The organism is Frondihabitans sucicola, from assembly GCF_030296615.1.
GTDB lineage: Bacteria > Actinomycetota > Actinomycetes > Actinomycetales > Microbacteriaceae > Frondihabitans > Frondihabitans sucicola.
Genome location: NZ_AP027733.1, coordinates 326,078 through 340,000 on the forward strand (window position 1 = coordinate 326,078; position 13,923 = coordinate 340,000).

21 protein-coding genes are annotated in these 13,923 nt (G+C 68.5%); 4 read left to right on the forward strand and 17 right to left on the reverse strand.

The genetic code is table 11. The features are described from left to right. Nucleotides 1-21: 21 nt before the first annotated feature. From QUE79_RS24025 to QUE79_RS24045, 5 genes are all read right to left on the reverse strand, one after another. The gene (locus QUE79_RS24025) at nucleotides 22-489 is read right to left on the reverse strand and encodes a hypothetical protein (protein ID WP_286347020.1); all 468 of its coding nucleotides are present in this window, start codon (nucleotides 487-489) and stop codon (nucleotides 22-24) included. 312 nt (nucleotides 490-801) lie between these two features. Then, nucleotides 802-1,146 (reverse strand): hypothetical protein, encoded by a 345-nt coding sequence (locus tag QUE79_RS24030; protein ID WP_286347021.1) that lies wholly within the window; start codon nucleotides 1,144-1,146, stop codon nucleotides 802-804. Then, nucleotides 1,122-2,192: a competence protein CoiA gene (locus QUE79_RS24035; protein WP_286347022.1), complete on the reverse strand. Its 1,071-nt coding sequence runs from the start codon at nucleotides 2,190-2,192 to the stop codon at nucleotides 1,122-1,124. Before QUE79_RS24035 ends, QUE79_RS24030 begins: the two co-directional genes overlap by 25 nt. A gap of 15 nt (nucleotides 2,193-2,207) precedes the next feature. After that, nucleotides 2,208-2,633, reverse strand: a complete 426-nt coding sequence (locus QUE79_RS24040) for a hypothetical protein (RefSeq protein ID WP_286347023.1) — start codon at nucleotides 2,631-2,633, stop codon at nucleotides 2,208-2,210. Beyond that, nucleotides 2,543-2,848, reverse strand: coding sequence for a hypothetical protein (locus QUE79_RS24045; protein WP_286347024.1), 306 nt, complete (start codon nucleotides 2,846-2,848; stop codon nucleotides 2,543-2,545). Before QUE79_RS24045 ends, QUE79_RS24040 begins: the two co-directional genes overlap by 91 nt. A 125-nt stretch (nucleotides 2,849-2,973) precedes the next feature. Here QUE79_RS24045 and QUE79_RS24050 point away from each other — a divergent pair, with 125 nt between their 5' ends. Continuing rightward, nucleotides 2,974-3,555 carry a hypothetical protein gene (locus QUE79_RS24050; RefSeq protein ID WP_286347025.1) on the forward strand — a complete coding sequence of 194 codons (582 nt, stop codon included), beginning with the start codon at nucleotides 2,974-2,976 and terminating at the stop codon, nucleotides 3,553-3,555. Between the two features lie 62 nt (nucleotides 3,556-3,617). On the opposite strand, the gene QUE79_RS24055 is transcribed toward QUE79_RS24050, so the two are convergent. Then, a complete protein-coding gene (locus tag QUE79_RS24055; RefSeq protein WP_286347026.1) occupies nucleotides 3,618-4,340 on the reverse strand; it encodes a hypothetical protein in 723 nt (240 codons plus the stop codon). A gap of 131 nt (nucleotides 4,341-4,471) precedes the next feature. On the opposite strand from QUE79_RS24055, the gene QUE79_RS24060 reads away from it, so the two are divergent. The 3 genes from QUE79_RS24060 to QUE79_RS24070 all read left to right on the forward strand — a co-directional run bounded on the left by QUE79_RS24060 (nucleotide 4,472) and on the right by QUE79_RS24070 (nucleotide 6,005). Beyond that, nucleotides 4,472-5,227: a hypothetical protein gene (locus tag QUE79_RS24060; protein WP_286347027.1), complete on the forward strand. Its 756-nt coding sequence runs from the start codon at nucleotides 4,472-4,474 to the stop codon at nucleotides 5,225-5,227. Between the two features lie 95 nt (nucleotides 5,228-5,322). Further along, complete coding sequence (locus QUE79_RS24065) at nucleotides 5,323-5,517, forward strand: hypothetical protein (protein WP_286347028.1); 195 nt, start codon at nucleotides 5,323-5,325, stop codon at nucleotides 5,515-5,517. Then, nucleotides 5,517-6,005 (forward strand): hypothetical protein, encoded by a 489-nt coding sequence (locus tag QUE79_RS24070; protein WP_286347029.1) that lies wholly within the window; start codon nucleotides 5,517-5,519, stop codon nucleotides 6,003-6,005. The genes QUE79_RS24065 and QUE79_RS24070 overlap by 1 nt, the downstream gene beginning before the upstream one ends. 100 nt (nucleotides 6,006-6,105) lie before the next feature. Here QUE79_RS24070 and QUE79_RS24075 read toward each other — a convergent pair whose 3' ends face one another. The 11 genes from QUE79_RS24075 to QUE79_RS24125 all read right to left on the reverse strand — a co-directional run bounded on the left by QUE79_RS24075 (nucleotide 6,106) and on the right by QUE79_RS24125 (nucleotide 13,878). Next, entirely contained in the window at nucleotides 6,106-6,501 is a 396-nt protein-coding gene (locus tag QUE79_RS24075; RefSeq protein ID WP_286347030.1) for a hypothetical protein, read from the reverse strand. Nucleotides 6,502-6,583: 82 nt separating this feature from the next. Next, nucleotides 6,584-6,718, reverse strand: a complete 135-nt coding sequence (locus QUE79_RS24080) for a hypothetical protein (protein ID WP_286347031.1) — start codon at nucleotides 6,716-6,718, stop codon at nucleotides 6,584-6,586. Further along, nucleotides 6,708-7,835 (reverse strand): hypothetical protein, encoded by a 1,128-nt coding sequence (locus QUE79_RS24085; RefSeq protein WP_286347032.1) that lies wholly within the window; start codon nucleotides 7,833-7,835, stop codon nucleotides 6,708-6,710. The genes QUE79_RS24080 and QUE79_RS24085 overlap by 11 nt, the downstream gene beginning before the upstream one ends. Further along, on the reverse strand, nucleotides 7,832-8,947 hold the full coding sequence (locus QUE79_RS24090; protein WP_286347033.1) for a helix-turn-helix domain-containing protein: 1,116 nt from the start codon (nucleotides 8,945-8,947) through the stop codon (nucleotides 7,832-7,834). The genes QUE79_RS24085 and QUE79_RS24090 overlap by 4 nt, the downstream gene beginning before the upstream one ends. Continuing rightward, complete coding sequence (locus QUE79_RS24095) at nucleotides 8,944-10,146, reverse strand: hypothetical protein (RefSeq protein ID WP_286347034.1); 1,203 nt, start codon at nucleotides 10,144-10,146, stop codon at nucleotides 8,944-8,946. Before QUE79_RS24095 ends, QUE79_RS24090 begins: the two co-directional genes overlap by 4 nt. A gap of 4 nt (nucleotides 10,147-10,150) precedes the next feature. Next, nucleotides 10,151-10,846: a hypothetical protein gene (locus tag QUE79_RS24100; protein WP_286347035.1), complete on the reverse strand. Its 696-nt coding sequence runs from the start codon at nucleotides 10,844-10,846 to the stop codon at nucleotides 10,151-10,153. Continuing rightward, nucleotides 10,843-11,295, reverse strand: coding sequence for an HNH endonuclease (locus QUE79_RS24105; protein ID WP_286347036.1), 453 nt, complete (start codon nucleotides 11,293-11,295; stop codon nucleotides 10,843-10,845). Before QUE79_RS24105 ends, QUE79_RS24100 begins: the two co-directional genes overlap by 4 nt. Before the next feature lie 49 nt (nucleotides 11,296-11,344). Further along, nucleotides 11,345-11,842, reverse strand: a complete 498-nt coding sequence (locus QUE79_RS24110) for a hypothetical protein (RefSeq protein ID WP_286347037.1) — start codon at nucleotides 11,840-11,842, stop codon at nucleotides 11,345-11,347. Beyond that, nucleotides 11,839-12,408, reverse strand: a complete 570-nt coding sequence (locus tag QUE79_RS24115) for a DUF262 domain-containing protein (protein ID WP_286347038.1) — start codon at nucleotides 12,406-12,408, stop codon at nucleotides 11,839-11,841. Before QUE79_RS24115 ends, QUE79_RS24110 begins: the two co-directional genes overlap by 4 nt. A gap of 91 nt (nucleotides 12,409-12,499) precedes the next feature. Then, entirely contained in the window at nucleotides 12,500-13,093 is a 594-nt protein-coding gene (locus QUE79_RS24120) for a hypothetical protein (RefSeq protein WP_286347039.1), read from the reverse strand. Nucleotides 13,094-13,116: 23 nt separating this feature from the next. After that, nucleotides 13,117-13,878 (reverse strand): DUF262 domain-containing protein, encoded by a 762-nt coding sequence (locus tag QUE79_RS24125; protein ID WP_286347040.1) that lies wholly within the window; start codon nucleotides 13,876-13,878, stop codon nucleotides 13,117-13,119. Between the last annotated feature and the right edge of the window lie 45 nt (nucleotides 13,879-13,923).

Below are 13,923 nucleotides of genomic sequence, written 5' to 3' on the forward strand. Positions count from 1 at the left end.
GGCGCTTCGCCACGCTCGGAGTCATCCCTCTTTTTCGGCCCAGAGCTTGTCGAGGGCGGCGATGTACTTGCCCTGCTGGTCCTTGGCCGTGCCCTTCTTGTAGAAGACCAAGCCGATGTCGCCCTTCAGGTACCCGCCGCCACCCTTGGTCTCGTACTCGGCCTCCCGGACGCTCGTGAACTTCACCACGTCGATGTTCGGCGTCGTCACCCAGTCCGTGCACTCGTTGATGCCGTTCTCGCCGCACTGATAGTCCGAGACATCCTTGAAGCTCGTCTCCGGCAGCCCCGCGTTGATGAAGGTGGCCACCACGTCGAGGGCGCGGATGCTGGACTTCGGCAGCACGTCGCCCGACGCCGTCGGCGAAGGCTTCGAGGTCGCCGCGGCCGTCTTCGTGCCAGTCGAGGTGCCGGGCGTCGCGCACGACGCGAGCCCCGCAACGAGTGCCAGTCCGGTCATGGTGGCGAGAGCGAGCTTGGTGGTGCGCATGATGGTTCCCCTGTGATCCGGCGCCCAGTGCGGCGCATCCCCAGTATTCCGGGGATCGCGAAGGGACCGGAAACCGGCACGGTCCCGTTTTCAGGGGACCGACGCCCCGCGATCGCCCCACTGGGCCTCGCGGGGCTCAGCAGGCGTGAGCCGGAGGGTCGGGGGCGGGAGTCCCGGCGAAGCGAAGAAGAAGGGCCGCCCGGATCACGCGGGCGGCCCATTCTGGAAGTGGCGGGGGTAGGGGACCCCGCGTGAATAGGTTCGCACCCGAGGACGAATCGGATTGACCTCGCCGCACCCCCAAGTCGGGGCTCAGCCGCCCAGGAGCATCGTCCGGGCGTCGTTGGATGCCCGGCGGCGGAGCGCATCGCACTGCTCGCAGGCGCACTGCTCCGTCACCCAGCCCGTCGACTTCGAGATCGCCATGATCGGTGCGCCCTGCGCGAGGAGGCGCGTGATGGCGGCCGTGAGGTCGTGGGCGTGCTGGTTCGTGATCACCGTGGATGGCCGTTCACCCCGTGCCGCCGCGGCGCGGTCGTAGATGTCCTGCTCGACAGCGCGCCTCGCCTCGCGGGCGCGGGCGGCGGCCAGATTCTCGGCGTGCGCCCGCGCGTCCTGCTGGGCCTTCATCTTCAGCTTGATCCGGGCTCGGTCCATGGCGATGTTGAACGCGGCGAGGTCCACTTCGCGGGGGCGCGAGCGCGGCGCGGGGGCCGCGACGCGGTGGTGTCGCCGAGGCAGTCGGCGGTCTTGGCCGGAGTGTCGATCGCGTAGTCGGGCATGCACCAGTGCGCGGGGATCGTGACGTCGGTCAGCTCGACAGGTTCGTAGGCCATGTCCTGGTTGCGGAACATGGCTCGGCAACTGACGCAGTGCCAGTGGTTCTCCCCCACGGTGATCGTCCGTGGGAGGTGGTCGAGCCCCTGCCGCGCCGCAGCGACGCGGGCGACTCCGGTGAGTAGGTCGTGGTTGTCGACGCGCGCGGAGGTGGCGCAGTCGGGGCATGAGCCGTGAGCGTCGACGAGGTGCCCGACGCCGATGGATGGCTTGTGGCACGCCTTGCAGACGTGGACACCCCAGGGCACGAGGCCGCGGGCTGTCGTCGTCTGGGCGCCCCGCCAGGTCGCGGGCCATGCGAGGAGCGAGCGCACGGCCTGCTCGATCGGGAGCGTCTCGCCGTGGCTTCGCTCTACGGCGACGGAGTCGCTCGTGAATCGCAGGGTCAGCGTCGGAACGTTCGTGGGCTGCGCCGGTTTCGCATGGGCCGCGAACCAGATGGTCTCGACGCCGTCGGCGGCGTAGCGCTCGGTGCGGCGAAGGTATTCGGCGGGTGTCTGGCGTGACCACTGCACCTCGAATGCGATCCGGCGGCCGCCCTTCTCGACGAGGACGTCGGCGACCCAGTTCCGCTCCGAACCGTCGGGCACCTCGTCGCGGGCGGTCCAGCCCGCGCTCCGGGCGGCGAGCATGATCGCGGCCTTCGTGCGAAGGTGTTCGGCCGACTCTGGGCGGTGGTCGACGTCGCAGTCGGCGAGGCGCTCGTGGTGGAAGTGCCGGAGCCCGAGCTTGGAGGTCCAGGGCAGGGCCCGGACGCCGCAGGGGAAGCGCAGGTCGGCCTTGTCGCGCCTGAGAGCCGTCCACTCGTCATCCGTGAGGAACGGCGCGGCGACGGCGTTGTTCCCGAGGTACGCGGTCAGCGGCATCGGGGCATCCCGGGGTTACTCGGCGGACTTCTCCGGCGCGGGCTTCTTGGCCGCGGGCTTGCGTGGCGCGGCGGGACGCTTGGCGGGGGTCGACGTGGTGGCGCGCGGCTTGCGGGCGGCCGTCGTGCCCGACTTCGCGGCAGGCTTCCGCGCGATGGTCTCGGCAGGGACGGTCGGTGCGGCGGTGTCGGCCGAGACATCCTCCAGGGTCGGCTCGGCGACGATCTCGACCGGCTCGGGGGTCGTGAAGCCTTCGGGGGCCTCGGCTTCGACCGGAGCCTGGTCAGCGGCGGGCTCAGCCTCAGGCTCGTCGACGACGACGGTCTTGCCGTGACCGGGTGCGCCGATGATCAGCGCGGCGGGCGCCTCGTCGCTCGGTTGGGTGAGGTCGAAGTGGACCGTGTCGGACTTCGCGGTGCGCGTCCGGAAGCGGAGGAGCATGAGGGCGACCGCGTAGGCGGCGACGGCGAGGAGGCTCCCCAGAAGGTGACCGACATCTCGGCGCCGAAGCTCGCGAAGATCGAGAAGACGGCGAAGAAGACGAAGACGGCCAGGAGTGCGTTGCGGACGTAGGTCCAGGTGCGGATGCCGCGCGGCGACGCGAGCCAGGTGCGGACGTTCGAGTCTGGCTGAGGCTGGGTCGCATTGACAGTCATACGTGTATTGTAGCAGAACTGGTCTGTCTACAGGGCAGGCGTCGCACCCCAGATCGAGTGTCGGCACTCTTGCCGACTTCATCCGTAACACCCGTTAATCGCACGTCGGCATCGAAAGGCGGCCCATGGAGGCATTCGAAGAGTTCGTGGCGCTGGCCATGGAGTCCGAGGGGCTGCTCGTCGCCGGGCCACGGAAGTACCCGGTGAGCAAACTCACCCGCAAGGCGGGATACCCGGAGACGCAGACGCATGGCTACGAAGTCGACCTGGTCGGCGTGCGCTCCGATCGGCTGGTCCTGGCGACGGTCAAGTCGTTCTTCGGATCGCGCGGCGTCGTCGCCGAGCACGTGCGTGGCGAGCACGACAACCGGGTCTTCAACGCCCGCTACGCCCTCCTGAATGACCCAGTGGTCCGCGACGGCGTTGTCGCCAAGGCCGCGGAGCAACTCGGCTTCCGCCTCGACCAGGTCGAAGTGCGGCTCTACGCGGGGAAGTTCGCGGGCAAGCGGCACGAGGGTGAGATTCGCGAGTGGGCCGCCGGGCAGAACGTCGGCGGCGGGCCCATCCAGGTGCACGGCCCAGACGCCGTCGTGGACAAGGTCCGGCTCATGGCCGAGCGCACGGAGTATCGCGACAGCGCCGTCCTGGCCACGCTGAAGCTCCTGAATGCCACTGGCGACCTCTCGCCTCGCACGCCCCTCGCGTAGGCCTGAGCGGGCACGGCAGAGCCCCCGGCTTCCAAGTGGAGACCGGGGGCTCTGCGGTGAGGCTAGGAGGCCAGGAGCGCCTGCACCTTGGCGAGTCGCTCGGCGGGCGTGATCTGCCAGTCCCCCGCGGCCGCGGTGATCTCGGCGAGCTTGCGGACGATGGCCTGCTCGGCCTGCTCCTCGGGAGTGGCCTCCGGGGCGCTGAGGTCGAGCGCCGGGAGGAGCGAGGGGTCGTCGTGCCGAGCTTTCAGGTGGTCCGAGTTCTCCCAGATGTTGCCGGAGTGCGGGCGGAACGTGGCCTTCTCCATGATTTGCTTCACGTGATACGAGTAGTAGACGCTCCCGTCGGCGTTGAGGGTGACGAGCCTGTTCCGGTGGTTGCCGACGAGCGCGGTGGGCAGGATGGCCTTGGCACCGTCGGCGTCGCGGACGATGCTCGCGCGGACGAAGGCCCCGAAGGAGTCGTGGTAGTGCACCGTCGTGCCGACGATCTGCTGGTCCCACCAGATTTCCTCGTCCGACTGCGCCGCCTTCCAACGGGCCTCGAACGCGACCTTGTGCAGGATCGACTCGCTCATGAAGACCTCGTGGTGGCCCGCGAAGTCGGAGGGGATCGTGCGGCCGTCGAACTCGATGGGCTCGTCGATGACGACGCACTCCCAGCGAGCGTTGCCGAGGGAGCGGATCGCCTCGAACAGCGGCTGGCCGTCCGCCATGGGGGAACGGAAGCGCATCCCCTTGCTGACGCGGGTGGGGGCCTTGCGGGTGGCGGTGGCGGTGGTCATGATGTCCTCTCGTGTCCCCGTCCCTCGGAGACATTTGCTACAGTACACACAGCCTCCGACATTCGTCAAACAAGTCGTGTCCGAGTCGTCGTAACTCGCGTTACTCTTTGACCACCGAGCCCAGGAGTGCCATGCCGATCATCATCACCTCCGTCCTCGCGCCGCTCGACGGCGAGCCGCCACTCGCGGCGGCGAGGCCCGCCCTCATGAACACCCTGACGGGGTGGCGCTTCGACGCCACTGACGGCTTCGCGGGCAGGCTCACCGCGTCCTCCGACGACGGCGACATCGCTGTCTGGGCGGAATGGTCGGACTCTCCCAGTGGCGTCGACTACGGATACCGGGGCCGTTTCGAGTCACTTCCGCTGGCACTCCAGCAGGCCCTGAGCGACTTCCTCATGGAGGGCCAGGCGAGAGTGCGCGCCGCGGCGCCGGACCTGGAGAACGTGTGGGCTCGGATCGTCGACGCCTGGGAGGACATGGTCGACTACGAGGACTTTGCCGAACTGCCCATCGACATCCCGGGGCTGAAGTACCCGCTGGTCGAAGCACGGCTGCGCGTGCCCGGCCCGACGGCCTACCCGCCGGAGGTGGAGCCTCTCTTCTATCGGAACCGGCGGCGCTCGATCGACGAGAACCGCACTGCGTCACTGTTCGAGGTGTACGCGCCCCACGGCGGGATCATCGCCTGGGTTCGGCAACTCGGCACCCATGGCCACCCGGTACTCCTGGACCTCGTCGACGAGGACCCGAAGATCGGCCTCACCGGCGCGCGGCTGACTGAAGCGCTCATCGCCCGAGGGGTGCACGAGTTCGATCGAGAGGAGCTTCGCTACCGGTTCGAGACGGCCGCCTACCGTGCGCTCCTGTTCGGCGACGTGAGCTAGCCCGCCGCGATGGAGAATCACCCGCTTCGAGATGGGGAGCCTCAGTAGATTCGTTGCGGGGGCGAGGCGCCTCCGCGGCAGAGTGAGGAGACGTCATGGCGAGGAAGTTGAGCAAGAACGAGCAGGACAGCATGGTCGTCGAGATGGCCGTGAGTCTCGATGGCAACAAGCTGGGCGACGAGAAGTTCGAGGAGATGTACGAGCAGCTTGACGCGTCTCACCAGGAGCAGGTCGATGAGGACCTGCGCACGTTCGCCAACAATGCCGTCGGCGACGACGACTGGGAGTGATGGCGTCGACACCCACGCCCTACCCGCCGTCCTGGGACCGGGAGGGGCTTGAAGCTCTGGGGTTCGAGGGCTTCGTGAGCTTCGGCGAGGTCCGCATCCCGAGGCATCTCGTCATGCCGAACGAGCGCGGCATCTACGCCGTGATCCGACCAGGCTCGCAGGCGCGCGCCTTCACCGCCGAGACCCGCGCGAAGGGTGGCGCATACGACCTCGACGATCTCGCCTCCCGGTGGGTCGACGCGAGCCCGATCGTCTACATCGGCAAGGCCGACCCGGTCGGGGGCATCCACAAGCGCGTGAAGCAGTTCGGTCGCCGGGGCAACTCGCACACGGGCGGGCGCTCCATCTGGCAGTTGGCCGACGCGGACGAGTTGCTCGTCGCATGGCTTCCGACGGGCGAGGAGACGGGGCGCGCAGTGGAGAAGCGGTGGATCGAGCGGTTCGTCGAGACCTTCGGCAAGCGCCCCTTCGCCAACATCGACGACTGACTTCGGCCGGCTCTCCCATCCCCGACCCTCCGGCGCCCCGCGCCCTGCACGCCAAACGCCCGCCCTCTCGTGGAAGGCGGGCGTCGAGGCGGAGCTGGGCTTACTTGACCTCGTCCTCATCGAACGGGCGGGCGAACGCGGCGAGGCGCTGATCGGACCCCCATGCGTCGTCGAGCACTTCGAGCGCAGCTTCGACGGCCGCCTCCAGGCCCTTCTGCGAGTAGCGGGCGACGGGGATGGCGGGCAGGGCGACGACGTTGATGAGCCCGTCGCGGCCGTACGTGATCTGCTGGTGGCGGACGTTGCCGACGAGGACGCCGCGGTTCAGGTGCGCGACGAAGTTCTTGCCGCTGTGCTGCACGACGAGCTTCAGGCTGACGGCACCCCAGCCTCGGGCGGTCTGCATCTCCTGGTGGATGACCTCGATCTTGACGATGCGGTCCTTCGCGTCGAAGCGGCGCTCGGCGCCTCGGAACGGGTTGGTGCTGTCGGTCATGGTTTCCTCTCGGGAGCTGTCCCTCAGCTCCTCATGAAACCTACCGTACATGCATCATCCGACATTGCGTCACAGGGGCAGGTCAGTCGGCGCAGGGCTCGGGTTCATCCTCGGCGGCATCGACGGCCTGGTGGGCGTCGGTCGCCTGCCCCTTCCACACCTGCCCGTAGACGGATGCGCGAAGGTTCTCCAGGAACGCCTCACGACTAAGCTGCAACGTCCCAGCCCTCCGACTCGGCGATCATGGCTTCCTCGTCGCGCAGCTCGTGAACGCGGCGGAGCACCTGTCGATCGCTCATTCCGATGCGCCGGGCCGTCTCGTTGATGCCGACGCCCATGTCGCGGAGCCTCCGGATGGCCTCCCACTGCTCGGCGCGGGTGAGGGTCGTCGAGTGCTCGCCAAGGAGGACGCCCTGCAAGGCCACCTCATCGACGGCGGAGGAGAGCCCGTCGACCGAGTCCGATTCGGGAAGGTCGAGCGCGACGACCCCGGTGTCGATGTCGTCCCATTCCATCGGCCCCAGCCAGCCTTGAGCGCGGGCTCGGGCCACGTTTCGTCGGCCGTGCGCTGCGGAGTGGGAGTTGTCGTACGTGACGGGCGTGAAGGCGTACTTCCCGTAGATGGCCTTCACGGCCTCGGCATGCACGATCTGCATGGTCGGTTTCGTGAGCTTGATGAGAACGTTCTGTGCCGAGCACCCGAGCATTTTGCCGATCATGCCGTACGAGTAGCCCATGACGGCCAGCGCCTGGAGGCGACGAACGTACGGGGCGGAGTCGACGGCCTTGTGCGGGCTCTGCTGCTCGAAGGGGGTCACGGCGAGGATGCGGCGTGCGGCTGCGCGCGGGACTCGCTCCACGGGCGTCGGGTTGGCGACGGTCGGCTTGGTGGCCAGGTAGGAGCTAAGACGCCTGCGGTCGAAGCCCGCCTGCTCACCGATGAGCCTGAGGGTCATGCCTGACGCCTGGAGGGTGCGGATGTGATCCCGAATGGTCTCCACGGGGACCCAGACGACCTTGGAGACGCGGTCGATGCCGACGGGCGCGACGGCGCCACTGAGGACCTCGGGCGTGACCGCGAGGATGGCGATCGCCGTCGACTTGAGAATGCGGTGTCGCACGCGGGACCGCCGGGGGCCGCCGTCGGTGGCCATGAGGTTGTAGAGGGTGTCTTGGCTCACGCCGCACGCGGTGGCGATCTTGGCCATGGAGGTGCCGGTGGCCCGAAGGGTCGTGATGTGCTGACGGATCGGAGCGATTGGCAGGTAGTCCTTCCCTCCGCTCGGAAGCCGAAGCGTGCCCGCCATCGGCGCGACCGCACCGCGGCCGCTCATGCGACTTCCCGGGAGGCGTCGTTCGGGAGCGATCCGTCTTGCTCCATGCCCCGCTCGATCTCGCGCGCGGTGAAGATGCCCATGGCGAGCCCGTCCGAGACGGCCCGGTAGCCCATGCCTGCGGCGAAGAGGCGGACTGCCGCGATCTGGCGTTCGGTGCCGGTGAGGGACTTCGCGTAGCTCCCTCGCAGAACGCCTGAGCGGACGTCGGCAACGGCGAGGTCGATGGCGATCTCGTCCACCAGGTCGATCTCCGCGCCAGCATCATCCAGCTCCGGAGTGAGTGCCTGCGCCCTCAGCCCCGCCTCGATGTCGTCCCAGTCGAGCGGCCCGAGCCAGCCCTTGGTGCGGGCCCCCGCCGCCAGCTTGCGGCCGAGCCTCCGGGTGGAGTCGGAGACGTAGACGGGCTCGCGGTGCGCGTACTTGGCGTAGGCGACGGAGACGGACTCGGCGAAGTGGACGCGAACCTCGGGCTGGATGGCCTTGGGGCGCACGGTCTTGGCTTTGCAGCCGAGCATGCCGCCGATCATGGCGTACGTGTAGCCCATGGCCACGAGGGCCTGGAGGCGGCGGTTGGTGGGCCGGGCGTCGATGGTCTGCTGGGGGCTCGTGGGTCCGGGCTTCACGGCGAGGATGCGCCGCGCGGTCCCGCGGGAGACGCGATCCGCGGCGGCGACCTGTTCGACCTCGGAGCCGGTGGCGAGGATGGCGACGAGGTGACGGCTGGTGATGTTTGCCTGCTCGCCGATGAGGTGGAGGTTCATCCCGGAGGCCTGGAGGGTGCGGATGTGCGTGCGGACCTTTTCGACGTCGACCCAGACGGCTTGCTGGATGGCCTTGGGGGTGACTGGCGCGTCGCCCGTTTTGAGGGCGTCCGCGGTGACCGCGAGGATGGCGGCCGCGGTGGTGCGGAGGATGCGAGTGCGTGGGGTTGGGAACTGCTTGGTCGGTTCCGTGATGAGGGCGTTGAACAGGGTGCCGACGCTGATGCCGGAGATGCGACTGATGGACGCCATGGATACCCCGGTCTCACGGAGAGCCTGGACGTGCTCGCGCACTGGGCTGATCGGCATCCAGTCCTTGCCCCCGGTGGGCAGCTTGATGGCGCTCATGCGGCAGCCCTGCCCTCGTCGCGGATCGAGGTGACGGCGGCCAGCGAGTCCTCGCCGGTGGCGCGGAGGACGCGGCTCCGACCGATCTTCGTGATGCGGCAGATGAGCTTGATGCCCATGCCCGCACGGCGGAGATTGCGCACGATCTGTTCCTTCTCGGCGATCGTGAGGAGTTCGGCGTCGATGTCCTCCGTTTTCCGGGAAAGGGCGATCCTGGTCGCACGGGCGACGAGTTCCGGATCGACGGCATCCTGGCTGCGGAGGGTCTTCGCGTCCTCGGCGAGGATGCCCTGCTCGATGTCCTCCCAGTCGAGAGGGCCATGCCAGCCACTCTCACGGGCGTGAATCTGGCTCCGGCGGGCCGCACCCGACTCGTAGGCCGTCCGGTAGACGGGCGGCTCGAAAGCGGAGCGCTGGTAGAACGCCCGGATGAGGTCGGCGGCGCGGCGGCCGATACCCTCCTCCTCGTCGATCTTGCTGAGGAACGATTTCGATAGGCCGATCGCGGCGCCGACCATGGTTGGCGTGTAGCCCATGATCGCCAGGGCGCGCATCCGGCGCACAGAGGGCTGGGATGGGATGAGGTGCGCGTTGGGCAGGAGCGCGGGCGGGGCCACGGGACCCGTGACGGTGCCTGCATCCTCGGAGAGGAGACCGCGCTCGATGTCGAGCCAGTCCCCCGGGCTGCGCCAGCCCTTCGCTCGGCCTTCGTTCTGGGCCCGAATCGCCGAGCCGCGTTCGTAGCCGTCCCGGTAGACCGGGGGTCGCATGGAGTCCTGCTGGTAGAGCGCGCGGATACGGGCGCCCGTCAGGCGTGTGACGGTGGTGCCCGCCTCGATGTTCAGGAGGCGTTGCCTGGAGACGCCGAGCTTGTTCCCGATCATCGAGCGCGAGTAGCCGACGACGACGAGGGCCTGAATGCGGCGGATGGTGGAGGCCGACGATACGAGGGTGGTTCCCGAGACGCCGAGGTCGACCGTGACGGCGTACAGCGCGTCGGCGGTCGTGGCGAGGGCATGCGTGTAGACGTCGCGCCCCTTCGTCGGGGTGGTCTGCACCAGGTTCGCGATCGTCGTGACGCTGACGCCTGACAGGTCGGCGATCCGGCTACGGGTCATGCCGCGGCGGCGGAGCTGGTTGAGGTGATCGCGGAGCGGCTCGATGGGCACGTACTCGGCGCCGATGGACGGCAAAGACATGACCTTAGTGTAGCAGGTTGCGACTAAAGTCTTCTCCAGATGCGGGCGGCTCCGCCTGACTCTCCCATCCCCGACCCCCTGCTCTAGTCGCGCTCCATCGCCCGCTCGAAGTAGGTGCCGGTGTCCAAGTCCGGGTCGTAGCCGAAGCCCGTCTCGCCGTAGTCGTGCGGAGCACCCGCTCGAAGAGTTCGTCCTCGTCCGCGATCTCGATGATCACGTGTCGACTTGTCGTGTGCGCGATGCTGACGGCGTCTTCGTCGAGACCGAGGGCCTCTTCGATCGCACCTGCGATGTAGAGGTCGCGGTCCACCCCGACTGGTGCAGCAACGGCGATGGCGCGGCCGTCGGCGACGATGGCGAACGCCTCCTCGGCTTCATGGACGCGCACGAGATGGACGTCCTCCTCGGGGTAGAAGGCGATGGGTCGGGCGTGAGCGGTCAACCAGGCCTTGCGGCCGCCGTCGCGCGCGCCCCACCCGACGGCGTCGCTGGCGCGCTCGGGGGTGTCGGCGAAGGCGCGGCGGAGGGTCGAGCTGAGACCGTGGGGGTCGTCGTCCTCTTCGGAATCGACCACGAGGCCGTAGCACTCGGCGCAGACGAGACGGAGGCGCGAGATGGCGCGCGGGATGCGCTCGTCGGCGGTGTCGGCCGGGAGGTCGTCGTCGCAGAGGATGCAGCGGGCGCCGCCGAAGTCGATCATGCGTCGCCGTGGTTCTCGTCCGTGATGCGCTGGTGGCAGGGGGTGCAGAGCAGGCGCAGCTCGTCGGCCGTGCCGCGGCGCGGGTCGCCCAGGGGCATGAGGATGTGGTCGATCTCGGCGCCGGGCTCACCGCATTCGACGCAGAGCCCGTTGTCGCGGGCCCAGACCTCGGCGCGCAGCTCGGGCGTGATGGGGCGGTCGTAGCCGCCGACGGACGCCCAGTGCAGGTTGACGCGGAGCGCGCGGATGATGCTGTCGGGTGCCGTCTCGGGGCTGTCGGCGTTGTTCTCGATCTCGCGTCTGATCTTGCGGATGACGGTGGCGGTGGCGCGGCAGTCGAGGGAGCAGAACGCGTCGGCGTGCCCCGTCGTCAGGAACGTCTCGTCGCAATTGGCGCAGTCCACCTCGTAGAAGCGCCTCGGGGGCGCGTCAGCTCCGATGGTGGTCATGGCTCGAATCGTACGGTCGCCCGCCGACGTCGGGGAGCCCACCTTCGGGCTACTTGCGAGCCAGCGCCGCCGCCTCGACCCGGGCGTCGTACTCCGCGCCGACTCGTCGGAGCACGGCGAGGGCGTCCTGGAGCCCGGTCTCTGCGGTGACGTCGCCGTTTCGGACGGAGATGTGCGCGTCGTGCCCATGCATGGCTACGAAGCTGCCGTCGGCGGCGAAGAACAGGTCGAACATGGCGTGCGGCTCGTCGCCGATCCTGACGCGGCGCCCGTTGCTGGCGCTCGGGTGCTCGATCGTGAGACCGAGGCCAAAGGCGAGATTGGTCGCGGCGACGAACGGTGCGGTGTCGAGAGCCACCGGCTTAGCGTCTTCGATGGCGGCGTCGATGGCGGCCACGCGCCGCTCGAAGCTCGGTGCGGCCTCGATGATGGATGCTCCGCCGTCCCCGTAGTACTGGAGGCTCCGCTCGATGCGGTGCAGTTCGTTGTCGCGGTCGAAGGTGGCCTGGGCGGCGAGGATGCGTTCGGCGAGTTCGGACATGGTCATGCCTCCTGGGCGACGGCCGCGGCGCGGTCGAGGTCGGTCTGGGTCTGCGGGGTGCCGCCGGTGTTGACGAGCTGGAACATGGCTGCCTCTTCGCGGATGGTGGTGAGCTGTGCCTCGACGGTGGGGATGGCCCACGCGAGCTTGAAGCGGGAAGCGCGACGTGCGGAGAGTCCGCTGTACGTGACGTAGGCGCCGTCGGGGGTGTCGATGGTCGTCACGACATCCTGGGGCGGCAGCCAGGACGCGGGGATGCTGAGGTTGTCGTCGAAGAACGCGGCGAGGGCTTCGAGTCGCTGCTTGCCGTCGATGACGGCGTACTCGTACTCTCCGCCGTCGGCGAAGTCAGCGTTCCAGCGCGCGTTGATGATGAGCGCCGGGACGGGCAGGCCGACGATGAAGGACTTCACGAGCCCGCGGCGCTGGTCCTCGGACCAGACGCTGCCGCGCTGGTAGGCCGGGTTCAGGTCGGTGCGGCCCAGCGCGACGTCGCGAAGGAGGCCCTCGATGGGGCGGTTGTAGATGTTGAGCGCGAGCGCTTCGAGGGGTGCCTCGGTCTGGAGTGTCATGGTGTCCTCTCGCGGGCCGTCCCTCAGCTCGCATTCGCTACAGTACACGCATTGGCGCAACGTGTCCACTCGGCTTCGGATCAATGCGGCGTCAGGCGTCCCGTCGTCGCCACGGCCAGAGGCTCCGCTTCTTGGCGGGGGTGGCCACGGCGGGCGGCTCAACTCGGGGGGACGTTGGGAAGGCGACGGTGAGAATCTGGGCCCCTGCTGCATTGACTCCGCGCGGGTCCTGGATCGCGTACTCCAGGTCGTCGAGTGAGATGCCGAGCAGATGGCTGTGCTCGTCAGCGCGCTCTCCGTAGGCTCCGGCGGGCATCCGCGCGACCTCCTTCCCCTTTCGGGAGAGGTAGACCTTGCGGTTGCTGTCTTCGCGCGAGGTGAAGCCGTCGGCGAGGCTGGCCGTGTAGGGCAGGCGGTAGACGCCGCCGGCTTCCCAGTCGGACTTGTGCTCCCAGGCCAGATGCCTCTGGAGGGCGTCCATGTCGTCGACCCAGATGACGAAGGTGTCGAAGTAGCCGGACTTCTCTCCGCGCTCGTGCACGGCGTACCCGGTGGACTGCTTGCTGATCCGCATGCCGCCCCAGGGTGCGTCGTACGTGATGGCGTGCAGCTCGACCGAGACGGGCGCCTCCCAGCGCTTCTCGATCCAGACGCGAGTGCGCGCTGGAAGCCAGTTGTCGACCATGATCCCCCGATCCCCCGCGCTCACTATGCGCCGTACGAGTACCGGCGAGCCTTCGCGATGTCGGCGATGCTCTGCGGGGTGCCTGCGGCGTTGACCATGAGGTAGATCGCGGCCTCCTCCTCGATGGTGCCGACGGAAGTCTCCACCATGGGGATCGGCAGTGCCGTGTTGCGGCCGCGGTGCGTGAGGTTCTCGAAGGAGACCATGCTGAACTCCTGCACGGAGTCGAAGTCGTCGGAGTCGAGCCAGGCCGCGGGGATGGAGAACTTGTTGTCCAGCCAGGCGAGTGCGGTCTCGATGCGCTGCTTGCCGTCGATCACTGCCGTCTGCGCGTCGTCGCCGCTGAGGTTCCACCCGCCGCGGAATCGGGAGTTGACGACGATGGCGGGGATCGGCAGACCGATGATCCACGAGGCCATGAGCGCCTGCCGCTGCTCCAGGGTCCAGACGCTGTCCCGCTGGTACGGCGGGGAGACGATGGTCTTGCCTTGGCGGACGCGCTCGATGATGTCGAGCATGTCGAAGTTGAGGTTCTGCGCGGGAATCTTTGGCAGGCCGCGGTTCCCGATGAGCCCCGTGGGGATCGGGCGCTTCGGCTTCTTGGCGTTGGGGTGCTCGCGCTCGTTGTGGCGGTCGGCGTCGTCCTGCGCGGCGTCAGGGCGCTTGCGACGAGGACCACGCCATCCCTCGATGGGGCATTCGGCCACAGTGAACTGCGGCTTGTCCTCGTCTTCGATGATCTCGGCGCCGTAGGAGTCGGAGCCGTCGGCTTCGATGATGGTCATGGTGTCCTCTCGCGCCGTGTCCCTCACGGCGCTATCTACAGTACA